The organism is Wolbachia endosymbiont (group B) of Apotomis betuletana (assembly GCF_947250475.1).
In the GTDB taxonomy this organism is placed as follows: Bacteria; Pseudomonadota; Alphaproteobacteria; order Rickettsiales; family Anaplasmataceae; genus Wolbachia.
This window is the reverse complement of record NZ_OX366320.1, coordinates 1,226,708-1,250,971: the sequence shown is the minus strand read 5'-3', so window position 1 is coordinate 1,250,971 and position 24,264 is coordinate 1,226,708. Positions and strand designations below refer to the sequence as shown.

23 protein-coding genes and 1 pseudogene are annotated in these 24,264 nt (G+C 34.6%); 15 read left to right on the top strand and 9 right to left on the bottom strand.

All coding sequences use genetic code 11. The features are described 5' to 3' along the window. Positions 1-3: 3 nt before the first annotated feature. Complete coding sequence (locus OOK82_RS05785) at positions 4-981, bottom strand: hypothetical protein (protein ID WP_264704564.1); 978 nt, start codon at positions 979-981, stop codon at positions 4-6. A 98-nt stretch (positions 982-1,079) separates the two neighbouring features. Here OOK82_RS05785 and priA point away from each other — a divergent pair, with 98 nt between their 5' ends. Together priA and OOK82_RS05775 are read left to right on the top strand one after the other, a co-directional pair. Continuing rightward, positions 1,080-3,401, top strand: a complete 2,322-nt coding sequence (gene priA, locus OOK82_RS05780) for a replication restart helicase PriA (protein ID WP_264704563.1) — start codon at positions 1,080-1,082, stop codon at positions 3,399-3,401. Between the two features lie 115 nt (positions 3,402-3,516). Then, on the top strand, positions 3,517-4,305 hold the full coding sequence (locus OOK82_RS05775) for an ankyrin repeat domain-containing protein (RefSeq protein WP_264686769.1): 789 nt from the start codon (positions 3,517-3,519) through the stop codon (positions 4,303-4,305). Between the two features lie 158 nt (positions 4,306-4,463). Here OOK82_RS05775 and OOK82_RS05770 read toward each other — a convergent pair whose 3' ends face one another. The 3 genes and pseudogenes from OOK82_RS05770 to OOK82_RS07710 form a co-directional block, all read right to left on the bottom strand. Next, positions 4,464-5,900, bottom strand: a complete 1,437-nt coding sequence (locus OOK82_RS05770) for a hypothetical protein (protein ID WP_264704562.1) — start codon at positions 5,898-5,900, stop codon at positions 4,464-4,466. Positions 5,901-5,926: 26 nt separating this feature from the next. Beyond that, positions 5,927-6,091 (bottom strand): hypothetical protein, encoded by a 165-nt coding sequence (locus tag OOK82_RS05765; protein WP_010404042.1) that lies wholly within the window; start codon positions 6,089-6,091, stop codon positions 5,927-5,929. Positions 6,092-6,253: 162 nt separating this feature from the next. Further along, positions 6,254-6,331, bottom strand: a pseudogene (locus OOK82_RS07710) (WPE palindromic element domain-containing protein); the annotation flags it as partial. A gap of 381 nt (positions 6,332-6,712) precedes the next feature. On the opposite strand from OOK82_RS07710, the gene OOK82_RS05760 reads away from it, so the two are divergent. Then, a complete protein-coding gene (locus OOK82_RS05760; protein WP_139686762.1) occupies positions 6,713-7,006 on the top strand; it encodes a GIY-YIG nuclease family protein in 294 nt (97 codons plus the stop codon). Between the two features lie 294 nt (positions 7,007-7,300). Here OOK82_RS05760 and OOK82_RS05755 read toward each other — a convergent pair whose 3' ends face one another. From OOK82_RS05755 to ruvA, 3 genes are all read right to left on the bottom strand, one after another. Next, positions 7,301-8,521, bottom strand: a complete 1,221-nt coding sequence (locus OOK82_RS05755; protein ID WP_264686771.1) for a hypothetical protein — start codon at positions 8,519-8,521, stop codon at positions 7,301-7,303. A 268-nt stretch (positions 8,522-8,789) separates the two neighbouring features. Continuing rightward, complete coding sequence (gene ruvB, locus OOK82_RS05750; protein ID WP_007302374.1) at positions 8,790-9,779, bottom strand: Holliday junction branch migration DNA helicase RuvB; 990 nt, start codon at positions 9,777-9,779, stop codon at positions 8,790-8,792. Continuing rightward, on the bottom strand, positions 9,776-10,348 hold the full coding sequence (ruvA, locus tag OOK82_RS05745; RefSeq protein ID WP_007302375.1) for a Holliday junction branch migration protein RuvA: 573 nt from the start codon (positions 10,346-10,348) through the stop codon (positions 9,776-9,778). The genes ruvB and ruvA overlap by 4 nt, the downstream gene beginning before the upstream one ends. A 299-nt stretch (positions 10,349-10,647) precedes the next feature. Between ruvA and OOK82_RS05740 the strand changes: the two genes are divergently transcribed. After that, positions 10,648-11,172: a c-type cytochrome gene (locus OOK82_RS05740; protein ID WP_007302376.1), complete on the top strand. Its 525-nt coding sequence runs from the start codon at positions 10,648-10,650 to the stop codon at positions 11,170-11,172. 1 nt (position 11,173) lies between these two features. Continuing rightward, positions 11,174-11,929, top strand: a complete 756-nt coding sequence (locus tag OOK82_RS05735; RefSeq protein WP_007302377.1) for an alpha/beta hydrolase — start codon at positions 11,174-11,176, stop codon at positions 11,927-11,929. A 42-nt stretch (positions 11,930-11,971) separates the two neighbouring features. Here the strand turns inward: OOK82_RS05735 and OOK82_RS05730 are convergent, their stop codons facing one another. Then, positions 11,972-13,885, bottom strand: coding sequence for an ATP-dependent helicase (locus tag OOK82_RS05730; RefSeq protein WP_264686772.1), 1,914 nt, complete (start codon positions 13,883-13,885; stop codon positions 11,972-11,974). Between the two features lie 170 nt (positions 13,886-14,055). Between OOK82_RS05730 and OOK82_RS05725 the strand changes: the two genes are divergently transcribed. From OOK82_RS05725 to ccmE, 10 genes are all read left to right on the top strand, one after another. Continuing rightward, on the top strand, positions 14,056-15,396 hold the full coding sequence (locus OOK82_RS05725) for a hypothetical protein (protein ID WP_264704560.1): 1,341 nt from the start codon (positions 14,056-14,058) through the stop codon (positions 15,394-15,396). Positions 15,397-15,461: 65 nt separating this feature from the next. Beyond that, the gene (locus OOK82_RS05720) at positions 15,462-16,049 is read left to right on the top strand and encodes an NADH-quinone oxidoreductase subunit J (protein ID WP_264682695.1); all 588 of its coding nucleotides are present in this window, start codon (positions 15,462-15,464) and stop codon (positions 16,047-16,049) included. Beyond that, positions 16,040-16,348 carry an NADH-quinone oxidoreductase subunit NuoK gene (gene nuoK / locus OOK82_RS05715; protein ID WP_264686775.1) on the top strand — a complete coding sequence of 103 codons (309 nt, stop codon included), beginning with the start codon at positions 16,040-16,042 and terminating at the stop codon, positions 16,346-16,348. The genes OOK82_RS05720 and nuoK overlap by 10 nt, the downstream gene beginning before the upstream one ends. A gap of 4 nt (positions 16,349-16,352) precedes the next feature. Next, positions 16,353-18,209 (top strand): NADH-quinone oxidoreductase subunit L, encoded by a 1,857-nt coding sequence (gene nuoL / locus OOK82_RS05710; RefSeq protein ID WP_264686776.1) that lies wholly within the window; start codon positions 16,353-16,355, stop codon positions 18,207-18,209. Between the two features lie 3 nt (positions 18,210-18,212). Next, the gene (locus tag OOK82_RS05705) at positions 18,213-19,655 is read left to right on the top strand and encodes a complex I subunit 4 family protein (protein ID WP_264686777.1); all 1,443 of its coding nucleotides are present in this window, start codon (positions 18,213-18,215) and stop codon (positions 19,653-19,655) included. Beyond that, positions 19,652-21,040: an NADH-quinone oxidoreductase subunit N gene (locus OOK82_RS05700; RefSeq protein WP_264686778.1), complete on the top strand. Its 1,389-nt coding sequence runs from the start codon at positions 19,652-19,654 to the stop codon at positions 21,038-21,040. Before OOK82_RS05705 ends, OOK82_RS05700 begins: the two co-directional genes overlap by 4 nt. 48 nt (positions 21,041-21,088) lie before the next feature. After that, positions 21,089-22,309, top strand: coding sequence for a hypothetical protein (locus OOK82_RS05695; RefSeq protein ID WP_264704559.1), 1,221 nt, complete (start codon positions 21,089-21,091; stop codon positions 22,307-22,309). A 26-nt stretch (positions 22,310-22,335) separates the two neighbouring features. Beyond that, positions 22,336-23,181, top strand: coding sequence for a biotin--[acetyl-CoA-carboxylase] ligase (locus OOK82_RS05690; RefSeq protein ID WP_264704558.1), 846 nt, complete (start codon positions 22,336-22,338; stop codon positions 23,179-23,181). Then, positions 23,178-23,315 (top strand): CcmD-like small membrane protein, encoded by a 138-nt coding sequence (locus OOK82_RS07765; protein WP_007302385.1) that lies wholly within the window; start codon positions 23,178-23,180, stop codon positions 23,313-23,315. The genes OOK82_RS05690 and OOK82_RS07765 overlap by 4 nt, the downstream gene beginning before the upstream one ends. Then, the gene (ccmE, locus tag OOK82_RS05685; protein WP_010404099.1) at positions 23,299-23,691 is read left to right on the top strand and encodes a cytochrome c maturation protein CcmE; all 393 of its coding nucleotides are present in this window, start codon (positions 23,299-23,301) and stop codon (positions 23,689-23,691) included. The genes OOK82_RS07765 and ccmE overlap by 17 nt, the downstream gene beginning before the upstream one ends. Before the next feature lie 78 nt (positions 23,692-23,769). Here ccmE and OOK82_RS05680 read toward each other — a convergent pair whose 3' ends face one another. Then, positions 23,770-24,234: a hypothetical protein gene (locus OOK82_RS05680; RefSeq protein ID WP_264686781.1), complete on the bottom strand. Its 465-nt coding sequence runs from the start codon at positions 24,232-24,234 to the stop codon at positions 23,770-23,772. Positions 24,235-24,264: the final 30 nt, after the last annotated feature.

Genomic DNA, 24,264 nt, shown 5'->3' with positions numbered 1-24,264 from the left:
CTCTTAAAAATTTTCACTATAAATAAGTCTTGAGAAAAATGCGTTAACTGTAGATTCAGCCTTTACCTTGTTTTTGCACAACTGCTGAGATAGTTGATCATCGCTGAAAAGCCGATTCTTAGTATTGAGATATTTAGCATAGCTTCTAGAATTAAATTCAGGGATTGAGTAAAAACCGCTTTCAAGTTCAAGATAAGAGCTGCTATTCAGAACAAAAAATAAATCGCTCTGGTCAAGCAGTATGTCATAACCAGAGCTCGTGCAATGTAAGTATTCATTGCTTTCATACTCTGCTATGTAGTATTTACTTGCATCAAGATCACCATTAAGCTGTAAAATTGCCGCTGAACGTCCATTCCCAATACTATGGCCTTTTATTACTTTAAGTACTTTAATCTCATCATTTTCTATGAGTTCTCTTAACTTTTCATTCTTTTGATTTAATTCTTCCTCTGCCTTTCTTCTGTCTTCTTCTAATTTTGTTTCTTTTTCAACAAGCTCATCTTGTATTTGCAAAAACATATCTTGAATGGTTAAGCCATTTAGAAAGTAATCCAATACACTTGACACAAACGGCTGCAATTCACCATTATCTTCAAAGCTCTTTTCCTGCTTTTTGTCATATTGAGTGGGATTATAGATTGCATACAGAGGATAAAAACCATAATTCACCTCGTCGAATGATAACTCTATCGAAAATCCGCTCTGATCAAGTGGAAGTTTAGTAGCTAAATATCTACCATTATTATCTCTGACATATAGCTCATTTATACCATAGTGACCACTATATTTGTTGTAATAAATATAAAAATTCTCAGGATTAAGATTAAAGTAATCATCTAAATTGTTAGGTTTACCGAGCTTTTCACGTAGAAAACTCTTGCTCTTATCTGTAAGTTTGATGCGTGTAGAGAAGTAACACCGATCTATTCGGTCACCTTTTTCTATTTCAAAGTCTAGGACTATTTTATCGCTAAACATACAGAATTTCCTCACATTTCCAGTATTTATGATTATAAATTGTGTACTATGAAAAAAGCATTAAGGCTTCTCTATGTATCTAAAAACAGCGCTAACTTATGACAAAAACAGTTGACGTATTACTGCCACTTCCAATTGATCAGCTATTTTCATATGCAGTTGAGGAAGATACTGAAGTTTCAATTGGAGATTACGTAGTGGTGCCGTTTGGCAGAAAGCGTTTGATTGGAATAGTTTGGAGAGAAAGTAGCAAAAGCGATCGAGAATTAAAATTTATTGAACAAAAGGTCGATTTACCGAGTATTAGACCAAAACTGATCGAATTTGCAGAGTGGGTTGCGCAGTATAATGTAATACCTATTGGTATACTTGCAAAAGTGATAATGGGAGGAGTGTTAAAGGTAAATCAAATAGATAAGTTAGTTTGCACTAAGCAAAAGCAAGAAATAAGCGAAATAGATTACCAATTAAACCCTGAGCAGCAAGCAGCTCGAGATAAAATAATAAGTAATTTGAGTGAGTATTCAGTGACTTTACTTGACGGTGAAACCGGGTCTGGGAAAACGGAAGTTTATCTCTCTGTAATTTCACAGTTAATTAAGAATCATAGTATTTACGAACATTGTCTATCCTTCTCCTGTAATTCCAGTGTTTCCTTCTCCTGTCATCCCAGTGCCTACTTTTTTTGCAATTCCAATGCTCTCTTCTCTTGTCATCCAGGTGCCCTCTTCTCTTGTCATCCCAGTGCTCCGACACTGGGATCCAGTTTTTCATATAATCTCATCACAAACGTTTATTTTAATTTAAGACCAATACCTAATTTAGAATCAAAATTCCTGGATAAACACTGGAATGACACCTTTGTATTTAAGGCAAAACCCACTGTAACACTTAGCATACTGCCTTTGCCAAGCACTGGAATGACAACAGAAGGAGGTAATGCACAAGTCCTTATCCTTCTGCCAGAAATTGTCCTAACTTCACAATTGGTAAATCGTGTTCGCAGTCAGACATCTGGCAATATAGCTGAGTGGCATTCAGGACTTACTCCCAAAGCTCGCCGAAATAATTGGCTTAGTATTGCAAATGGAAGTGCGCAGATCATTATTGGGGCAAGGTCAGCACTTTTTTTACCTTATAAAAACCTAAAATTGATCATCATTGATGAAGAGCATGACTCATCCTTTAAACAAGAACAGGGAATTATATATAATGCTCGAGATATGGCAATTATCTTAGCCAAGCTCGAAAATATTTCGATTATTTTATCATCCGCCACTCCGCTACTTGAAACAATTTATCATGTTAAAAAAGGGAATTACAATCATGTAAAATTGACTAAACGATTCGGTGGTGCAGAGTTGCCACAAATAAAAGTAGTAAATAATAAGCAATGGATTTCCAATGAACTTTTCGAAGGAATAAAACAAACCATAGAGAAAAAACAGCAAGTTATGCTCTTTCTAAACCGCAGAGGATACGCACAACTTGCAGTTTGTAAAAAGTGTGGATACAAAATTTCCTGCTCAAATTGTGCTGTCTGGCTTACATACCACAAAAAGAAGAACGTCCTTTTGTGTCACCATTGTTCTTATCAATCAAAACTTCCAGAAAAATGCTCCAATTGTCAAAGTGAGCAGTCATTGCTTCTTTATGGTGTGGGAATTGAAAGGTTAGTTGAAGAAATAGTGAAATTAATACCAAATGCAAAAACTGCGATTATCAGCAGCGATCAGAAGTCGCTTGGTAGCGTCATTGACTCAGTGCTTAAGGAAGAGGTGAATATTATAATCGGTACACAAGTGATTGCCAAAGGGCATAATTTCCCTAAGTTAACTTTGGTTGGAGTGATAAATGCAGATTTAGGACTTGAAAATTCTGATCTTAGGGCAGCAGAAAAGACGTATCAATTATTGCATCAAGTTGCGGGTAGATCTGGGAGGTTCAACGAAAAAGGAACGGTAATAGTGCAAACTAATAATCCTGAAAGTTTGATAATAAAAGCATTGCAGCAGCAAAAAAGGGATTTGTTTTATGAAGTTGAACTTGAGTCAAGACGCAAAGCTAAAATGCCACCATTTAGTAGATTAATAGCGCTTATAGTTTGCGGTAAGGATCAATTTGCAACGCAGAAAGCAGCAAGTGAGATAACAAGCTTTTTGCATGATCAATGTTCAGCTACTATTCCTTCTGCGTTGTCATTCCAGTGCGTGACTAGAAAAAAAGAACTCGAAATTTTTGGCCCATCACCAGCAGCAATAAATTTCTTAAATAATAAATATCGGTATAGAGTGCTACTCAAAATACACAATAAACATAGTTTATCTATAAAGAAAAAGCTAAAATATTGGATTAAAAATTACAACTTGAATTCAAATATTGCAGTAACAATAGATGTTGATCCTGTGAGTTTTTTTTGATGTTATTTGAATTTATTTGACATTCACAGAATTAATTATATTAATTTTTTAATCAATGATTTGACTTTTATTAGAGTTTATTATATTATTGATATAACTAGAATAAGGAGATGGTATGAATACTTTACTTGAAATCGTCTGTAGGCCAGGGATAAAGCATAAAGAAAAAATTAGAGAATTGAAGGCATTTCTTAATAAAAATATCGAAATACCTATTGATAAGGAGTTATTTAAATCAGCTTTATCTATAGAGGATACTGTAGATATAAGAAAAAAGATGGTGTATCTTATTTTGCACTACTGTATTGAACACGATAGTGCAATATCTGAGAAAAAAGAGAAATTATCATTTCAAGACGTGATGAAGATTTTAGATGAAGCGGTGAATAGATTTGTTACTCCTCAGTATTTCTACAAATTGATCAATTTTCAAGATCAAGATCAAGAGACGTTATTACACCAAGCTGTTATACGTAATAACACTGACGCAATAAAAGTTCTTTTTCAGAAGAATGCAAATCCTTTGTTAAAGAATAAAGGAAATAAAATTCCATTAGATTTAGCTCAAGAAAATACAAGAAAAGTACTCATTAAATGTATGCAAGACCAAGCTCAATCGAAAAAAGAAAGTGCTAGATGTAATAGTTTGATTGGCATTATACCTGGCGTTTTTCTTGGCATTGGACTCGGTGTTGGTGGTGCTTTAGTCCCTTCAATGACTATTATATTATGCGCACTCGCAGTATCTGCTCTTGTTGCTGGAATAGCAGTTGGACTGTCTATATATTTCCTAAGTCAAGACTATAAACAGGCTAAATTGATAGAAGGAGTTGTTGCTATTGATTCTCAATTGCATTCCGTCAAACCTGAAAAGACTGCAGATAATAAAGCAGTACTAGGATAACTGTGAGTTTTTTAACATTAGATTTCTTGCATAATCAAGTGTGATCCCAGTGTCAGCTACTTGTATAACAAGAAAGAAGGCACTGGTCTCACATGCATCTAAACGGATACATAACCTTTCATTCACAATTCGTCCTCAAATAGTCTAATTTTCTTTAGCTATGAAATAGAGCAAATTGATTTTTTATTAGTTGATGTCTGCTTTTTTGCAGAACATTGGTCAGGCTGTGATATAGAAGGTTGGTTAAATGTTGTTTTGGGCTTATTAAAAGAAGATCGTGCTGAAGAAGGGCCAAAGCCACTATCTTTAGCCGAAGCATCATCCCCACCTTTACCTTCACCATAGTAGTCGGGCCTAAGGAATTTGCTCGAGTTTCCATTATGTGATTTACCTATAACTGAATTCTTAGGTGAATCACCAAAACCACTATCTGCACTTGGTCCATCCGTCCCTACTTTTTCTTCAGAAGGGGCAAGAGTTTGTGGTTTCATAGCTGGCACACGTGCAGGATCAATGGACAGTTTATAATCCTTATTGATTACAGAGCTCTCTATGATCTTATCCATCACACAGTAAGCAATGTCTGGGTTAGCAAAATCTATTCCATACACTCCTTTACTGCCCAATAGCGATTTCTGTGAAGTCCGACCTTCAAAGCTATTTAATATATCCATACCAAACATATTATTAACGTGATTCACTTCTTCTCTTGTTAAATATCCCTCCTCATTATTATAACTTACAATAGGAATTAAAATTGAATCTTCGTCACTGTTCAAGTAAGAGTCACGCAATATACGATCAACTGGTATGTTTGCTTTACGAAGCAAATCAACCACTGCAAATTTCAGCATGTCAGTAACTCCAATCTCGCCTTTTGGAGTATCAAAACAACGACATGTCAAGTATATTTCATGCCTTACTATGTCTTTGACGAACTTAAGATCATCAAAAACGCCTTTCTTTAAATATACATAAGCCTTCTTATTTCCTGGAAAATTATCCTGTGTTAAAAACAAATCCTTAAAATTTTTAGGACTATTTTCATAACTTTCCATCCTTGATGAGAATGATTTTACAAAAGAGTCTTTTAATTCTTGATCATCAAAGCCCTTACAGTATAAATAAGATTTTCTTTCAAAACCCACATCGTATACATTGTCTTCCACATAATCTTCATCAGGATGATCGTCTATAATACGTGCTATTGTAAACCGTATAAGTTCATTAGCTAGCAAATATTTTAGATTATAAACTACCTCTTTTTTAATTGGCACTGAAAACCTATGTCTGCTACTATCTGTAATCCATTTTCCTTGATTAAAGTTAAAAGGAAAAGAGTCTTTATAAAAAAGATCATTGGCAGCTTCTTCGGCAGCAGCTTTGCCACCCTCATCTCCACAAAATTTTCTTACTATACTCTCTCTCATATTGCTCAAGTACTCTCTGCGCTGATCAATATTCATATTTTTATCAAATGAGAGAACAACATGATCTTTTTCTATAGTGAGATTAGTAATAGCAGTATTATCAAAAAGAAGAACACTATTAAACGCTTTTACTAATTCTCGATTTATTTTACTTTTATTAGGCATAACGCCACCCCCCTAAACTAATATAATTATTTACTGCTGCCCTGACCACTAGATTGATTTTTCTTTCTTTCCTCTTCACGTCTAATCATGTCTCTAAAATCATCTATTTTCTTTGGATCTATTTTGCTCAGATCAATCTTTACTCTCCCTGAATCAGGTACTTTTTTATTTGGATCATTATTGCCATGCATATCAACCTCTAAATTAAATTATTATGTAATGAGTATATTAAGAATCAACTACTAGCACAAGCAGTTTTTTAACATAAATTTTATTCACCATTTTTATACTCCTGGATTCCAGTGTCAAGTATACAACTATACGAACATTGTGACAATTTCCGTAGCAAATGGTGTCATGAAAGTAGCTGACACTGGGATCCACTCTTCTTTTTTTCTGGATTCCAGTGTCACGCACTGGAATGACAAGAGAGGAGGTACTGGAATGACAAGAGAGAGCTACTTGTCCGCCATGTCATTCCAGCACTTGATGCTGGAATCTAGAAGAAAAATGGATCCTAAACTGGAATGACAACTTTTTTAAACTAAGTTTTCTGGATCCCAGTGTCAGCTACTTGGATGACAACGGAGGGGCCACTTGCATGACAGCCTTTTAAAATTGGTATGACACCTTTTTGGTACACAACCTTTGGTGCATTATGCACTCAAGACAATGTCATTCCAGTACTTCCTCTCTTGTCATTCAAGTAGCCTCTTTGGTATCAAAGAATAGCCTCTTTGGTGTCATCAAGTAGCTCCTTTAATGTCATTCCAGTGCTTGACACTGGAATCTAGTAAACTTATTTATTATATATGAAAAGTTATTATATTTATATACTTGCAAGTGAACGCAATGGAACCCTATATACAGGTATAACATCAAATTTGACTAAACGAATTTGGGAACACAAAAGCAAAGCCATCTCTGGTTTCACGTCAAAGTACAATGTTTGTAAACTAGTCTATTTTGAAGAATTTCAAGAAATAAACTTAGCAATTAGTAGAGAAAAACTCCTAAAAAGCTGGCAGAGAAAATGGAAAATAAACTTAATTGAAAAAACAAATCAAGAATGGAAAGATTTATATGATGAAATTGTGTCTGGATGACAGTGTCTGAGTACACAACTGTACGAACATTGCAATATGGCGCATCGTTGGCACTGGCTTCCATTCAAGACGGTGTCATTCCAGTCTGGAATCTAGAAGAGAAAATGGATCCTAAACTGAAATAACAACTCTTTTAAACTAAGTTCTCTGGATCCCAGACTGGGATGACATCAAAGGGGCTACTGAAATGACAAGAGAGAGCTACTTAGATGACATTCCGCCATGTCATTCCAGCACTTGATGCTGGAATCCAGATAAAAAACCAGTCTGGAATGAAAAAAAGAGAGAGAACCTTTACACACCTCTCTCTTTGACTGAAGAAGCATGGTTTTCAACTCTTACATCATCAGTTAATCCTCTTGGCAGTTCCACGGCAGCATTAGCAGCTTTTTGCTGACTCTTAGCAGAAGATCCTGCTCTCTTGTGTTTCTTCCCACAAGCATCCCTCTCTTTGTTTCTTTTCACTCTCCTGTGTTCCTTTTGCTGTGGAGCAGGTGGACAGACAGCTAATTTTGGTTTTTCAGTTTTCTCTTCTTTTGCTTCTTTCTTTTCTTTATTCATTTTTTCCAGTTTTTGTACTTCACTATTTTTGTGACTTATAACAGGTTTAGGTAGAGTGTCTACTAATTTTTCTATAGGCTTTGGTAAAATAGCACGTTCTTGCTTGTCTAGAACAATTGGCATTGGAACTTGAGATGAAAAATTAAATAGGGAAATTGGTATGATTTCATTCACTTTTGTTTCTATTTCTTGACGAACTTCTTTTGATTCTGTTTTTTCTGCTTTTTTGTCTCTTTTTTCCTCAGTTACATCTTGCTCTACTACTGCTGCTAAATCAACTGCAAAAATTTCTGCAAACATTGCAATGACTGAGCCCACGAGAAAAGTTTGAAGCTTCAATTTTAAATTTTGCAACGCTTGCAAACGTTCGAGTATTGCTATTTCTTCTTCAGGAGATAACTCACCGCTGAGTAATTTCTCCTGCAATTCTTTTATCTCTTTGTCTAGCCTTTTATCCCAACTTAAATCTAAATCTTTTTTGAAGATCTTTTTAACTAATTCCTTAAGCTTATCACGCAAAAACTTAATTATCGAAAGAAGCAGATTTTTCTCTTTCTTCTCCTTGAGCATTTTGTAGACTTTCGGATCTACATTTACTTCAAAAAGATTAAAGAGGGATTCAAAGAAATTTGCGAATACCCCTTGATTATTATCAGTAAAGTAATCCTCATTATCTTGTATCTGTAGCTCTACTTGAGATAATGTTTCATCAATGCAACTCGCAGCCTGACGCTCAAGCTCTATTCTCTTGAGCTCAGCTTTCCTAGCAAGCTCCTCCATGAATCCTTTTAATTCATTGAGCTTCTGCTCTGCAGAGAGATCTTGCTCTCTGATTCGATTAATGTAGATTGAGCTACCGTCCTCTTCGTTGTTATTGATTAAAAAATTTTTCATTGCTTTTTCTCCATTAATTGAATTACTGTTTCTATAATTGTTTAGAAGGCTTTTTACCATTTTATCTTAAGTCTATAAAATACAATAACTCAATCTTACAATATGAAGTATTTAATAAGTATTAATCTTAAAAAATATCAATAAATTATTGATATTTTTACATTCATACTATATACAGCCTAGCATATATTACGTAATTTTTCAAGAACATATTCACTATAACAGAAGACTTTCTTATTTGCCTCTAAAACACCTGCAAATCATATAATAAAAGAATATTATAATGTTTAATGTAATACTATACAATGTTATAAAATATAGTATAATACTAGCATACCACTGAATTAATGCTGAGATATTCCCTTGCTTGATCAGTTAAAACACGTCCTCTTGGTGTGCGCTTTACAAAACTGACCTTGATTAAATAAGGTTCTACTGTTTCTTCAATATTGCCAACATCTTCAGATAGTGCAATAGATATGGTGTCAATTCCAACAGGTCCTGAGGTGTTAAACAAAAATCTCAGATAATCCATATCTAATTTATTTAGTCCCATTTTATCTATACCCAATTTTGATAGTGCAGAACCGGCAATTTCACAGGTAATTTTTTTATCATCTTTTACTTCAACAAAATCTCTTATTCTTCTGAGTAATCTCAAAGCAATTCTTGGAGTACCACGGGCGCGGCAGGCAATTTCCTGCACAGCATCCTTTTCGATTTCAGCACAAAGAACTCTTGCACCTCTTTTTATAATATCAACCAGTTCCTCAAAAGAATAAAACTCAAGATGCAGGGGAATACCAAAACGATCCCTCAGCGGTGCAGAAAGCAGTCCAAGCCGTGTTGTTGCCCCAATCAGTGTAAATGGTGGTAAATCTATTCTTAAAGTTCTGGTAGATGGGCCCTCACCTACTAGTATATCTAGGCAAAAATCTTCCATAGCAGTATATAAAACTTCCTCAATGCTACGATTTAATCTATGGATCTCATCGATAAATAGAACATCTTTTGCATTTAAAGTAGTGAGCACTGCAGCTAAGTCCCCAGCTTTACTAAGCAATGGACCAGAAGTTGCACGAAAGCTAACCCTTAACTCCTTAGAGACAATTTGTGCTAAAGTTGTTTTACCAAGCCCTGGAGGACCATAGAGCAATACGTGATCCAAAGCTTCAGCTCTCGTCTGTGCAGCATTTATAAACACTTTTAAATTTTGTATTAAGTCTTTTTGCCCGACAAAATCATCAAGTTGCTCAGGCCGGATATTTAAATTACGTACATCTTCAGAGTATTCCTTACTACATGATATTGACTTCATATTGTTTTAAGCGCCATACGAATAATATCTTTAGTGTCCAAGTTTGGTGATTCATCTTCTATTTTTTTTATTGTATCATAAGCTTTTGTTCTTTCATATCCAAGATTGATCAAAGCTGAAAGAGCATCTTCACTAATTGAGTGAAAATGATTGTTATTTATCTCTAATTTACTTACTTTGCCATTCAGCTCAGTAATAATTCGATTTATGAGTTTCAGGCCAAGTCCACTCACCTTAAGTGCTAGTTTATCCTCATTTATAATTGCCAAAAACAGTTGCTCTGGAGTTAATTTGCTCAAAATTGACATTGCGGTTTTATAGCTGACACCGCTCACTTTAACTAATAAACGCAGACACTGCTGTTCTTCTTTACTTATAAAGCCATATAGCTGAGTAACGTTTTCTCTGCTATTTGCATAAGTGTCGATAAGTAATTTTACTCTACTTCCAATTGAACAAGCACTTAAAGTTTTGGCTGAAAGATATACTATGTAGCCAACATCATTCACATTCAGGATTATGTGATCGCTACACACCTCATCAACTATTCCTCTTAGATTTCCTATCATTTCTAGTACTTTATAAAATTCAGTTTAAATGCTCCTGAATCTTAGGTCAAGCAAACGAACATTATAGAAGTAGTTCCAGTTTCAATCATTGCAGACAAGTTTGCAGGAAATCTATTTTAATATGTTATTCCAGATCATTATGTAATTGAACCACAAGTTACTCCGATAGAAATAGAATTGCAGTCTCCTAACTTAGCTAAGTAATAGAAATTTCTATCTTTGGTGAAATAAAGGTAATTGTTTACTGTTTGCGAAAATATTTGCATAATTTAAGTAACATTACTTGATAAGAATTAACTATGGAGCTTAATAAGATTGCAGCATCGATTTTACTTTCTGGATTAATAATTATGATAGTTAGTAATGTAGTTGATATGCTCTACAACCCAGAGGATTATAAAATTGAACACCAAACAATAGTAGCAGCCAGCAATGAGCCTCAACAAAAGATTGAACAAGTGGCACTTGATATTGGAGAGCTCATGCAGAATGCTAGCTTTGAAAAAGGCAAGTCAGCAGCAAAAAAATGTATAGCTTGTCATAGTTTTGAGAAAGGTGGAATGAATAAAGTGGGGCCAAACTTATGGAACGTGGTTGGAAATAAAAAGGCCCATCTTGGCAGCTCATTCAATTACTCAAAAGCACTACTTGAAAAAGGTGGGAAATGGGAGTATGAGGAGTTATTTGCTTTTTTAAAAAATCCAAAAGCCTACATAAAAGGTACACGTATGGCATTTGCAGGCATTTCCAATCCACAAGAGATTGCAGATCTAGTCAGCTATTTGCGTTCGATGAGCGATAGTCCGGTTGCCTTGCCAAAGTAGTATGAATTATTGTAAATTACTCGATGGAAGTAATGGCCATATAGCATATCGAAAGCTACAAGGAAAGAAGGCTTCTATAGTTTTTTTTAGTGGTTTTGCATCCAATATGGATGGAACTAAAGCAACTGCCGTTTACAAATTTTGCCAAGAAAATGATATAGCACTTGTGCTCTTTGATTATTTTGGCCATGGTAATTCAAGCGGTGATTTTGCTGATTATACAATAAGTGATTGGCAAAAAAATTGTGCTAAAGTGATAAGTGAATTAACTAGCAATAAACAAATAATTATAGGTTCAAGTATGGGAGGATGGCTGATGCTACTCACTGCTCTTCAATTTCCAGAAAAAATTGCAGCATTAATCGGCATATCGTCTGCTCCTGATTTTACTGAAGATTTGATATTCAAGCAATTGTCAGGCAAGCAAAAAGAAGAACTAGGTTCTAAAGGTGTAATAGATTTTACTTCGGAGCATTGTGCATACAAAATAACTAAAAATCTGATCGAAGACGGTAGAAAGAACCTTCTTTTAAACAGAGAAGCAATAGATATAAACTGTCCTGTGCGCTTATTGCATAGCATTAATGATAAAGATGTTCCTTATCAAACTTCATTGAATTTAGCTGAAAAAATTAAGTCAACAGACGTTGAAGTACACTTAATAAAATCAGCAGAACACAACATGTCTGATAATCATTCACTGAAAATTTTATTTAAGACCATCAGAGAATTTTTGCCAGGAGAAATATATAATTGAAGTAATTCAGATGTGTTTGTCGTAAGAGCTGCAGTTATAGCTTCAACAGTAGGCACTATTCTTGATCACCTCAACATTTTCTCTTGGCAATTCTTTAATAAATCGAGAAGTGCGCATTGGTTGCCACTGATTATTAATTTCCCTCCTATCTGCACATGAAATGATCAACCTTTCTTTTGCTCTAGTTATGCCAACATATGCAAGTCTTCTCTCTTCTTCTAAAGCTTTACCATTTTTATCTTCAAAAGATCTTTGATGAGGAAATAATCCTTCTTCCCAACCAGGTAAAAACACGCACGGGAATTCAAGCCCTTTAGCCGCATGAAGAGTCATAACATATACAGTGTCATCGCTATTCATATTATCCACTTCCATCACCAAACTAATATGCTCCAAGAAGGTTATAGTGCTGTCAAAATTCTTCAAAGATGAAATGAGCTCTTTAACATTTTCTATTCGCGCTAAACCCGTCACTCCTTCATTCTCAAGCATTTCCATATATCCTGATTGATTTGCTACGATTTTAACAAATTCATGCAGTGGTTTTACGCTTACTATTTCTTCCCAAGCTTTAATTTTATTTAAAAAATCATTTAGTGAGAGTTTAATTCTTTCGGTTACTTGATCACTATTAACCAATATTTTTGCTGCCTGAAAAAAAGAAATTTTGTTATCCTGAGCAGTCGTGTATATTTTCTTTAGAGTTGTAGCTCCTATGCTTCTTTTTGGACGATTTACGATCCTTTCAAAAGCGAGATCATCATTATTATTTGTAACAAGCCTCAAATATGCAATTATATCCCTTACTTCTTGACGTTCGTAGAATTTTACGCCACTTATAATCCTATAGGGAATTGAATATTTTATAAAATACTCTTCGAGCACTCTAGTTTGAAAAGTCGCTCTTACGAGCACTGCAATGTCACTAAATCTGTATTTATTGAGCTTTAATATCTGTTCGCTTATGAACCTTGCTTCAGCTTTCCCGTCCCATAATTTTATTAGATTTACCTTTTCCCCTTCAATGTTTGTTGTCCACAACTTTTTTTCTAAGCGAGTCTTATTGTGATTGATAACATATGATGCAGTTGCAAGTATGTGGGATGTTGACCTGTAGTTACACTCCAGTTTAACGGTTTTTGCATTTTTAAAATCATCGGAAAATTTCAAAATATTTTCAACTTCTGCACCACGCCAACTGTATATCGATTGATCGTCATCTCCTACACAACAAATATTTGAGTGCTCTTTTGCAAGGTATTTTAGCCAAAGATATTGTATTGCATTTGTATCTTGATATTCATCTACCATAATATATTTAAACTTGTTTTGGTAGTAGGACAGAACCTCGGTCTTTTGATTAAAAAGTTGTATGTTATATAACAATAAGTCACCAAAATCAACAGAGTTAAGAAATTTCAACCTTTCCTGATATTGGTGATAGACTTTGAGTGCAGTCACGTATACTTGCCTAAATGATTGAACATCTTCCACTTCAGACGGCAATAAACACTTCTCTTTCCATTGCTGAATAATATTCATAATGGTCTTACATTTTTCTGATAGGTAATCAGGGCTGATTTCATTAATAATATTTTTTATTACCTGTAATTGATCATCCACACCAATGATTGTGAAATTGGAATTTAAGCCAACAATTTCAGCATGATAACGTAAAATTTTTGCTGCAATTGCGTGGAAGGTGCCAAGCCATGGTATATTTGTGCCCGTAAGTTCAAGCACTCTTGATATCATTTCATTTGCTGCTTTGTTCGTGAATGTAACTGCTAAGATCTCATCGGAGTAAGCGTAGCCATTTCGAATTATGTGCGCTATTCTTGAAGTGATCGTTCTTGTTTTTCCCGTTCCAGCTCCTGCCAGTATTAAAACTGGTCCATCTATGTTAGTTACAGCTGATTGTTGTTCTGGATTTAGCAGCGAGAGATAATCGTTCATTGTAGCCCTATAAATTATAGCTGCAGTAAGTTAATCTTACTACTTGCGCTCTGTAAAGTTTTTGTTGCTTGCTTCCAGTTTATTTCAAACATTAGGTGCCTGGATTGACAAATGTTAAAATTTTAGGTAATATTGAAATATATACTAATAATAGTAAATAGATAATAAATATGTTTGCTAATTTAAATGGTCAAGAACAATTACAACAAAGAAAAGTGCGTTTTGCAGACCACAATGAGCTATCAGAAGATAAATCTGAATATGACTGGTATGGCTGGATCGATCACTTGATATCTCTGGAGTTTCACAAGGCTATAGAGGAGTTAGAAAAAGAGATCAGTGAGTTAGAAAAAGAACTCGAAGAATTAGAGGATAAAAATAAAAAGAGGTTAAAAAGTGATACGGAAACAGACCTCAAATTTATCAAATACCTAACTAAGCATTTTAATAATCCTGAAGAGATTATAAAGGAGTTAAAATCGTATGTTGATGAGGATAAATCTAGAGCGTCAAATAGGATGAAAAGTCATATTGTATTGGTCAGATATTTTGCTGAAAAGGTGCAAATAAAAATGACTGAAGAAACCAACGAATTTATAAAAGGCATTAAAATTAAATACGAGAAAAAAACAAGAACTAAAAGATTGCGTAAAAAAAACCCTCAATCTCTTTATGCTACTTCAGATAAAAATACAGCTAAACAATATGACGAAGAGGCTTACGATAATAAGCTAAAAGAATTAAGGAATTTAATTATTCATTCAAAAAATAACTTTAATCATGATATCCATGTAAGTCTGCTTATTAGAGTCAATAATGGTATTGTAGGTGATATTTGGGATAACCCTAGTGAACTAGGAAAATCTAGTCATGAATGGAAGCTGATACATTGTGTAAAAGAATTGCTAAAGATTAACCATGGAAATTTTAAACAAATATTGGGTAGCATTGAAGATCTCATGGAACCATCATTAAAGCAATATAAAGAGCTAAGCCCTCCTATCAACATAACACAAGATCAAAATCTTAAAACAACAGCACTTGCAGAAGTAAGTTTGCAGTCTAAGGAATCTTTTCCAGGCGATACTGAGAATGATTTACAAGGCACCCAACCTACACCAGGAGGCTGTAAACCACTAAAGCGTGAAGGAACAGAAGGATTAGCTGTTCCTTCAGCTGGCACTAAAATAGATATGAATAGTGGCCAATTACAAACAACCTCTCACGAACTGCAAAACCCTTATGATAATGCAGGTATGTATAGCGCTTTAGGTGTTGCTGTTGTCGGTTTTATAGCAATTGGAGTGATGTTATGTGCTACAGGTAATCCAGTTCTTGGAGGAGTCTTTATAGCAGTCCCTGTAATTAGTGCATTAATACTTGGTATTGCAAAAATTTATGAAGAAGTCAGTAAAAAGAAGGAAAAAAAGCCAGAAATAGATACATTGACCGCCTTGAGAGAAGTGCTTACCCCTCAATGGTTAAGTAAGGGTAGAGTTTCAAATATTTAATATGATATTGACTTTACAGCAATAATTACTTTAAGTTAGTAGCTATTGTTGCAGTTAAAGTATCAATGCCTTTTTTCTTTTATTCTTTTGCAATTCTAAGCATCTTATCTGCTGTTTGTGTAATTAGCGTAAGGAATCCTGTGCATGCAGTGTTATTTTTAATTTTCACTTTCGTTAACTCTGCAGTGCTTTTTATTCTCCTTGGAGCTGAATTCATTGCTATGATGGTGCTGATAGTATACATCGGTGCAGTTGCAGTGTTATTCCTCTTTGTAGTTATGATGCTCGATATTGACTACATAAGATTGCATCAGGGTTTTGCAAAGCATTTCACTCTTGGTGCTATATTATGTGTTGTGTTTTTTCTAATCATCAGCTTTGTAATTCGCAGTTCAGAACCGAATATAAGCAATGTTATAAACTATAATAACAATAACGTGAAAGCTATCGGTAATTTGCTCTACACTGACTACATGTACGCTTTTCATCTTTCTGGTATTCTGCTGCTTGTTGCAATTGTTGGTGCAATTGCTCTTACTTTGCAGGAAAAGAAAAAAGGAGTTAGAAAACAGAACGTGTTAAAGCAATTGACACAATCTTCATCTGTAAAATTGATTAAGGCTAAATTTGGAAAAGGAGTGGAATGGAAATAGGATTAAATCACTTTTTGATAATTGCTGCTGTTTTGTTCACTATTGGAGTGTGTGGTATTTTCATCAACCGTAAGAGCATAATCAACATACTGTTATCAATAGAAATATTATTGCTGGCGATTAACATCAATTTAGTTGCTTTTTCTGCCTTTATGAATGATATAGTTGGGCAAATTTTTGTGATGTTTGTGTTGACTGTTGCGGCAGCAGAGTCAGGAGTTGCGCTTGCAATATTGGTTGTATATTATAGAAGCCGTGGCAATATAGATGTTGAACAAGCGAACTTAATGAAAGAATGAAAGTATGATGGATATACTGAAATTGATAGTATTTTTGCCACTCTTTGGTTCGCTATTTGCAGCACTTTTTAAAAAAGATGTTTTTAGTCAGTTAGTTACAACGGCAGGGATTGGAATATCTGCAGTTTTATCTTGGTATGTTTTTCTCACCTTCTCTGAAAATTATCACTTGAGTTTATTTCCTCTATTTTCATTAAGTGTATTAAAAGTAAATTGGGCAATTAGTGTGGATGCTCTCTCATCCTTAATGCTTATTGTCATTACCACCGTTTCACTAGTAGTCCACCTCTATTCTATCGGTTATATGGAGCATGACAAAGGGAAGTCGAGGTTTTTTTCTTACCTATCGCTATTTACGTTTTGCATGATTGTGCTGGTTGTAAGCGATAATTTCGTGCAGCTTTTTTTTGGCTGGGAAGGGGTTGGCCTGTGTTCTTATTTACTCATAGGATTTTGGTTCCAAAAATATTCTGCAAATAATGCAGCAATTAAAGCATTTGTTGTGAATAGGGTAGGAGACTTTGCACTATTGATTGGAATCTTTCTTATTTATTATACATTTCACTCTTTGAATTTTACTGAAGTTTTTGATACAACTGATCTTCTTGGCACACAGAACATTAGAGCATTCTGCTGTGAATTCAAAGTAACTCATATAATATGCATATTACTTTTTATTGGCTGTATGGGTAAATCTGCACAGCTTGGTTTACATGTTTGGTTGCCAGATGCAATGGAAGGGCCAACCCCTGTTTCTGCACTCATTCACGCAGCAACGATGGTAACAGCAGGTATATTTTTAGTAGCAAAATGTTCTCCATTATTTGAGCTATCAAATGTGGCACGAGAATTAATAGTTATTGTTGGGGCACTTACTGCTTTCTTTGCAGCTACGGTTGCGATTACTCAGAACGATATAAAAAAAATAATTGCTTATTCAACCTGCAGTCAACTTGGTTATATGTTCATGGCATGTGGGCTTTCTGCTTACAATGTTGCTATTTTTCATTTAATGACACACGCTTTTTTTAAAGCTCTACTATTTCTTGGTGCTGGCAATGTGATTCATGCAATGCATCATGAGCAAAACATTCAGAAAATGGGAAATTGCTGGAAGAAAATCCCTTGCACTTATACTCTCATGTGGATTGGATCTCTTGCGCTTTCTGGAATATTTCCATTTGCAGGTTTTTACTCAAAGGATTTGATAATTGAACATGCTTATAGCACGGATAGCTTTGCTTTTGTAATAAGCTTAGTTGTTGCATTCTTCACAGCGTTTTACTCTTGGAGGTTATTGCTTCTTGTGTTCCACAGCCAAAAACAAAGTAAAATTAATATACATGAGGCACCAAAGATTATGCTTATACCATTACTGATACTCGCTTTTGGATCAGTATTTTCTGGAATATGGGGAGCAAATATTTTGAACATAACTAGTAATGCGTTTTGGAAATCAAGTTTAGTGATGATTGATGAGCATGGAGTTCATAATTTCTTTATAAAACTACTGCCAACCTTAGCAAGCCTAAGTGGAATAGCACTTGCGTACCTAATTTACCAATATCAAGTAATTAGGCAAATTAAGAGTAAATTTTTACTTAAGTTTTTGCAGAATAAATGGTACTTTGATGAGGTGTATGAGTTTGTTATAATTGCACCGATAAGGTTTATATCTAGGCTTCTATGGAAGTTTGATGTTAAGGCTATTGATTCATTTGGACCAAATGGTGTTGTAAGGTTGGTTAATGAATGTTCAAAAAATTCTATAAAGTTACAAACTGGTTATATATTTGATTATGCATTTATTATGTTTGTTACTTTAATAATCGGTGCTTTATATATTATTGGAATTAAATAGAAGGTGTTGTTACTTAGTATATTCTTGCTTCCACTGATAGGAGCGTTGATTTTATCCTTAATCAGGATTAATCATCAATCTATACACTTAAGATTCCTTGCCCTATTTTTTGCTGTACTTCCATTTTTGCTTAGCATTGTAGCTTGTATAGAATTTGATTATAACGATGCGGACTTTCAGTTTGTCAGCTATCCAGTAAGAGATATTGGAATAGGGGTGGATGGAATATCGTTGCTTTTCCTTCTGCTTACAACTTTCTTGTTTGTTATTTGTATGCTCTATAATTGCAAAATGAGTTATACGACCCTAAAAGCCTATATGGCATTATTTCTACTGCTTGAGAGTTTTGTAGTCGGTTTTTTCGTTTCACTGAATGCTATAAGCTTTTATGTGTTTTTTGAAGCTGTCTTAATACCAATGTTCTTTATTATTGGCATTTGGGGAGGGAAGCAAAGGATATATGCGACGTTTAAGTTATTTCTTTATACATTAACTGGCTCATTATTATTTCTACTGGGGTTAGTATACATCTATAGTGTTTTTGGAACGTTTGGTATACAAAAATTAGCTACATTAGTGCCAAGCCTTGATCTTGAAGTGCAGTCATTGCTGTGGATTGCATTTTTTATTTCTTTTGCAATAAAAGTACCGATGTTTCCATTTCACACTTGGCTTCCTGATGCACATGTGCAATCACCAACTTCTGGGTCTGTGATTTTAGCTGGCTTGCTTATTAAAATGGGGGGATATGGATTTTTAAGGTTTTCTATTCCAATGCTTCCTCAGGCAAGTTTGTATTTTTCAAATTTCGTTGTTGTGCTGAGCATTATTGCGGTGATATATGCTTCTCTAGTTGCGTTTGCTCAAGATGATATAAAGAAGTTAATAGCTTATTCTTCAATAGCACATATGGGGATCGTTACCGCTGGCCTCTTTTCATTTTGTGAGGAAGGAGTACTGGGTAGCATATTTCAAATGATTAGTCATGGCCTTATTTCTGCTGCTTTATTTTTGTGTGTTGGAATGCTATATACTCGAACTGGAACTTTGGAGATTGCAAAGTATTTTGGCATAGTAAACACAATGCCAAAATTTGGTTTTATGTTCATTTTATTTTCAATGGCTTCAATAGGGCTACCTGGAACATCTGGATTCATAGGTGAGTTTTTGGCTATGGTTGGAATGTTTAAGAGCATAGGGTTTTTTACAGGATTTATCGCACTTGGCACTATTTTAAGCGCAGTTTATATGCTGAATTTATGTAAGCAAATAATATGGGGGGTTAGCTATTCTAAATTATTAAATAACCGTTTGGATAGCATAGAATTTTCTGTCTTAATTCTGCTTGCAGTGTTTGTTATTTTGCTTGGATTTTACCCAACCCTTGCACTGAATTATTTGAAGCCATGTATGGCAAATTTGTTAGTCAAATATAATGCGCTATGAATTATATACAGATATTGCCGGAAATGTTCTCTATTATCTCCTCGTTAGTGTTGCTACTGCTTGGAATTATATTTAACCGCCGAACTATCAACTTATTAGCACTTGGCTGCACAGTGGTAACTTTGATTATTTTAATTATTTCGGCAGAAAACAATGAAATTTTTCTCTTTAATTCGTTGTTAAAACTCAATTTATACATCAGGTCAGCCCAAGGGTTAATTCTCAGCACAGGAATTTTAATACTTTTGATGCTGAATTTATCAAAATATGACTATAAATATGAATTTTCAATACTGATTCTTTTTGCGCTATTTGGCATGATAACTTTGGTTTCAGCAAATAGTCTGATTTCTTTTTATTTAGCTTTTGAGTTGATGAGTATATCTTTGTATGTTCTTGCGAGCTTTAATAAAGATTCAGCTTATTCATGTGAAGCAGGAGTGAAATATTTTACACTTAGTGCACTATCTTCCTGCATTATGCTATATGGAATGTCGCTGCTTTATGGATATACAGGACAAGTCAATTTCTCTGAGCTCGGTTCATTCTTGCAAAACCATCAGATAACTTATGGAATAGTTTTTGGGTTAGTTTTTATCCTTATTGGTTTGTGTTTCAAGCTTGCTATTGCTCCTTTTCATATGTGGGCTCCAGATGTCTATCAAGGTGCACCTACAATAGTAACTGCGTTTTTTTCTACGGCCCCAAAAGCTGCACTTGTAACATTTTTAATTCGATTGATGAATGAAGAGTTAGTAAATGTAAAAAGTTATGTTCAGCCTATTTTCTTATACGTTTCAGCATTGTCTGTGCTTATCTCAGCTTTTGGGGCCTTGCGTCAGCAAAACTTAAAAAGGCTGTTTGCTTACAGTTCAATTGGTCACATTGGTTTTATATTTGCTTCACTTTCTATTTTTACACAAGCAGGAACAGATAGTGCCTTAATGTATTTGGTGATATATATCATCACAAGCATAGGGCTATTCTCATATCTCGTACAAATTGACGATGATGATTGTGATATTGCAAATTTATCTGGTATAGGAAAAAAGCAACCAATTTTAGCATTCCATCTTTCTATACTATTACTCTCGATGTCGGGAATACCTCCACTTGCAGGTTTTATCGCTAAATTTTTTATATTCAAAAGTTTAATAAATTCTGGCTTTATCAGCCTGTCTTTGATTCTTGTAACAGCGAGTGTGATATCATGCTACTATTATTTAAATATCATGAAAGTTATGTATTTTGATAAAGCTAGTGGTAATAAGGTTGCTTATTCTAAGGGTCTATTCATTATCACTTCAGTGGCTTCACTGATCAATCTCGTTCTTTTCTTGTACGCAGAAGATCTTTACTCATTGATTAATTCATTGACAAATTAACAATTTAGTGTTTATAATTAGTGATTAATTAATATTTTGTGGTGAAAAATGAGTAAAAGAAAAACTGTTTTGAAATTTTCAATTGCCGCTCTCTTGCTAGGAGGATCGAGCACTGTAACTGTTTTATATTTTCCTTATGTTGCTTTAGCAATTAAATTTGGTATTGTAATCTCTACAGCTCCTCTGGCAATTTTTGCCATTTCTGTAGTTGCTGCATTAGTTTCAGTAATTACATTAGCAGCATTTACTATTTCCGCCATACACAGTAAGGGTAAATCTAATAAGGTTAGTAGCGAACCAAGAAGTAAAAATGAAGAAGAAGGAGAAAGTCTAGTACAAGAAAAAGAGCAAGCTGTGCCTATTCTTACGCCACCGTTGCTTTCGCAAGAGCCTGAAAAGTCGGTTATTCCTATTCCACAACAACCACCAGTTGATGATCCAGTGAAAGAAACAGAAACACCGCAACCTGAAAACGTTATGGTTAAAGGTGCTGATCAGCAAGCTAACCAAACAGAGGAATCGTTGCCATCATATCCAGAAACTAACTCGCCTCTGAATAGCATGAATCAATTTGAATCATTTCCTAGCTTGCCATCGATAATCATGGGTGCGCACAACAATTTGGAAGATGGTAGTAATTCCATTAAAAATTATCAAGAAAATATGTCACTTCCACCGAATCTGCCAGAGCAATCTCTAACTTCACAGCAACTTTCCCTAGCGCTTAGAGCTATATTAGATGATTCGAATTCGCTCTTGAAATTTAAGGCTGCATTTGAGGAATTTCAAAAAACAAGACAGAATAATTTACGTAGATCCAAATCACTTCCAAATCTGAATGTGATATTACCGATGAGTTTAAGTGAGGTGAAATCGAAGTGGAGAGAAACACAAGCTAGTATGACAGATAGTTATATTTCTTGGGGCAGTGACTTTGAGAGCTCAATACAAGAACCAGATAGGCTACAAGCAAGTTTAGGAAGTGACAATCCATCAGTGCAGTCTTTTCAACCAAAGAAGGAGCTTTTATATGATGTAAATAAAAAAATTTTTGATAGCGTTGATTATGAAGTAAATTATACTAGACTTTCTGAGAATGCAGGGGAAGCTCCTAATTACGAACGGGAATTTCCACTTACTGAAACAAATGTTAACAGCGGTCCTGAAGCAATGCCCTATGACGTAAATGAAAATAGGGCTTCATATAGCAGTATGCAATCACCTGTATTATCAAGTTCTGCTAGCCGTGGCAACAGTTTTTCTGGATAAGAGAGTTTTTTGATACAATTAAGAAAATGATCCCTGAAACATTTGAGGGCTTTCATATTCATCATTACAAAGAAGTTCCAAGTACTAATAAAGAAGCATTGGGTTTAATTGAGAAAGGGATATCTAATGAAACTGTCATTATTGCTGATAAACAAACAGAAGGTAGGGGACGCACTGGAAAAAGCTGGATTTCTCCAGAGGGTAATCTCTATGCGAGTTTGATAATTAACCAAGAAACGGATGTCAGCAAATTGACAGAATTGACTTTTGTGACTGCTCTTGCTGTTGGAAATACTTTATTATCGTTAAATTTCTTGAATAATCAAACCCACTGCGGTGTCATTCCAATGCGTGACACTGGAATCCATACTTTTTCTTCTGGATCCCAGTGTCAAAGCACTGGGATGACAAGAGATCAATTCATAAACGATCTCAATCTTCAACATAAATGGCCAAATGACATTCTAATCGATGGCAAGAAAATAAGCGGAATATTGCTTGAAAAAAAATCTAATTCAAATTGGCTCATTATAGGAATTGGAATTAATGTCAATCATGCGCCACTTCCAGGCACAACGTGCATTAGCAATTACGGTGAATCTGTGTCTAACATGGATCTATTAAAGGAATTAATAATAAATTTTAATAAGCTAAGAAAGCAATGGCTATTTGATGGGTTTTATGCTATAAGAGAAATGTGGTTAAAAAAAGCATTCAAAATGAATGAGCAAATCAGTGTAAAGTTAGCTGACAAATTGTATGAAGGAATTTTTGCTGATATAGATAAAAGTGGTAAATTGGTGTTGCAGCAAAAGGATGGAAGCTTAATTTATTTTGATGCAGGTGAGTTATTTATTGGCAATGCATTATGAATACATATGTAATTTTTGCTTACCTTATTAGTTTCATACTGATTGGTGGAAATTTGATTTTTACCGTTTCTTGCTATACTAAAAGTAAAAAAATTCTAGAAAGCCTGAAAGATAATAATGAAGAAGAAACATAAGCGATTACTTATAACTTCAGGAATTTTCTGCTTTTTAAGTTGTGCAGTTTTTTTTATTTTAACAACGCTCAAAGAAAATATCTCATTTTTCTATACAGTAAGTGAAGCCATAGTCTTGCCAAATAATCAAAAGCCAATCCGTGTTGGTGGAATGGTTGTTGAAAAGAGCGTGATACGGAGCGAAAGTGAAGTAGTTTTTCAGATGACAGATTTTAACAAAAGCGTTGTGGTGAAATATCAGGGAATACTTCCACCAATGTTTTCAGAAAAAAGTGGTGTTGTTGTGCAAGGTAAAATGTTTGATAATAGTACTTTTCTTGCAGATACGGTGTTTGCAAAACATGATGAGAACTATAAGCCGAAAGTCCTAAAATAGATTTCCTAATTCAGTTGTATTGAAATGGTATGTGAAAGAAAGCAACAGCCTGCTAGCAAGCTGTTACTTTCCTAACTACTATAATATATCAGAGTGAGTTGGTGCTTCCCATTCTACGTTATTATGGTCAATTATTGCTGCTTTTAATCCTTCAACTTCGCCCCTTAGGTGATCAAGTTCTTCTGCCCATGTTCTGTAGTTTTGATTATTATCAATAAATCCATCCTGCTGAATTAACTTATTCAAATGAGATAAACCATTAGCCAATGCTTTACTCATATCAAGAGACTCTCCTCGAAGTTGTGCTATGTTGTCCATAATTGAGACACGCAAGCCCGAAACAAACTTCTCGTTTAAATCGCAGACTAACTTATCCATAACTTGATTGACGTAATAAATCGATGCAATCTTGTTTTTAACGTCCTCAAAGTTTGTGGGCTTAACTGCAACTTCTATATCGTCTATTTTTTTAAAGTTGAAATCGCTCATTTGGTTTATTGCTTCAAAGTTATTTTCGCTTTCTTGTTTACTGTTGTTACTCATGTTAACTCCTATAAAATTAACTCAGCTATA

Excerpts from the sequence above, each read along its gene's own strand:
- OOK82_RS05740 (WP_007302376.1), top strand. The coding sequence starts at position 10,648 with ATGGAGCTTAATAAGATTGCAGCATCGATTTTACTTTCTGGATTAATA.
- nuoL (WP_264686776.1), top strand. The coding sequence starts at position 16,353 with ATGATGGATATACTGAAATTGATAGTATTTTTGCCACTCTTTGGTTCG.
- OOK82_RS05700 (WP_264686778.1), top strand. The coding sequence starts at position 19,652 with ATGAATTATATACAGATATTGCCGGAAATGTTCTCTATTATCTCCTCG.
- OOK82_RS05680 (WP_264686781.1), bottom strand. The coding sequence starts at position 24,234 with ATGAGTAACAACAGTAAACAAGAAAGCGAAAATAACTTTGAAGCAATA.
- OOK82_RS05730 (WP_264686772.1), bottom strand. The coding sequence starts at position 13,885 with ATGAACGATTATCTCTCGCTGCTAAATCCAGAACAACAATCAGCTGTA.
- OOK82_RS05725 (WP_264704560.1), top strand. The coding sequence starts at position 14,056 with ATGTTTGCTAATTTAAATGGTCAAGAACAATTACAACAAAGAAAAGTG.
- ruvB (WP_007302374.1), bottom strand. The coding sequence starts at position 9,779 with ATGAAGTCAATATCATGTAGTAAGGAATACTCTGAAGATGTACGTAAT.
- nuoK (WP_264686775.1), top strand. The coding sequence starts at position 16,040 with ATGGAAATAGGATTAAATCACTTTTTGATAATTGCTGCTGTTTTGTTC.
- OOK82_RS05695 (WP_264704559.1), top strand. The coding sequence starts at position 21,089 with ATGAGTAAAAGAAAAACTGTTTTGAAATTTTCAATTGCCGCTCTCTTG.
- priA (WP_264704563.1), top strand. The coding sequence starts at position 1,080 with ATGACAAAAACAGTTGACGTATTACTGCCACTTCCAATTGATCAGCTA.
- OOK82_RS05765 (WP_010404042.1), bottom strand. The coding sequence starts at position 6,091 with ATGCATGGCAATAATGATCCAAATAAAAAAGTACCTGATTCAGGGAGA.
- ccmE (WP_010404099.1), top strand. The coding sequence starts at position 23,299 with ATGAAGAAGAAACATAAGCGATTACTTATAACTTCAGGAATTTTCTGC.
- OOK82_RS05785 (WP_264704564.1), bottom strand. The coding sequence starts at position 981 with ATGTTTAGCGATAAAATAGTCCTAGACTTTGAAATAGAAAAAGGTGAC.
- OOK82_RS05735 (WP_007302377.1), top strand. The coding sequence starts at position 11,174 with ATGAATTATTGTAAATTACTCGATGGAAGTAATGGCCATATAGCATAT.
- OOK82_RS05775 (WP_264686769.1), top strand. The coding sequence starts at position 3,517 with ATGAATACTTTACTTGAAATCGTCTGTAGGCCAGGGATAAAGCATAAA.
- OOK82_RS05690 (WP_264704558.1), top strand. The coding sequence starts at position 22,336 with ATGATCCCTGAAACATTTGAGGGCTTTCATATTCATCATTACAAAGAA.
- OOK82_RS07765 (WP_007302385.1), top strand. The coding sequence starts at position 23,178 with ATGAATACATATGTAATTTTTGCTTACCTTATTAGTTTCATACTGATT.
- OOK82_RS05755 (WP_264686771.1), bottom strand. The coding sequence starts at position 8,521 with ATGGTAAAAAGCCTTCTAAACAATTATAGAAACAGTAATTCAATTAAT.
- OOK82_RS05720 (WP_264682695.1), top strand. The coding sequence starts at position 15,462 with ATGCCTTTTTTCTTTTATTCTTTTGCAATTCTAAGCATCTTATCTGCT.
- OOK82_RS05770 (WP_264704562.1), bottom strand. The coding sequence starts at position 5,900 with ATGCCTAATAAAAGTAAAATAAATCGAGAATTAGTAAAAGCGTTTAAT.
- OOK82_RS05760 (WP_139686762.1), top strand. The coding sequence starts at position 6,713 with ATGAAAAGTTATTATATTTATATACTTGCAAGTGAACGCAATGGAACC.
- ruvA (WP_007302375.1), bottom strand. The coding sequence starts at position 10,348 with ATGATAGGAAATCTAAGAGGAATAGTTGATGAGGTGTGTAGCGATCAC.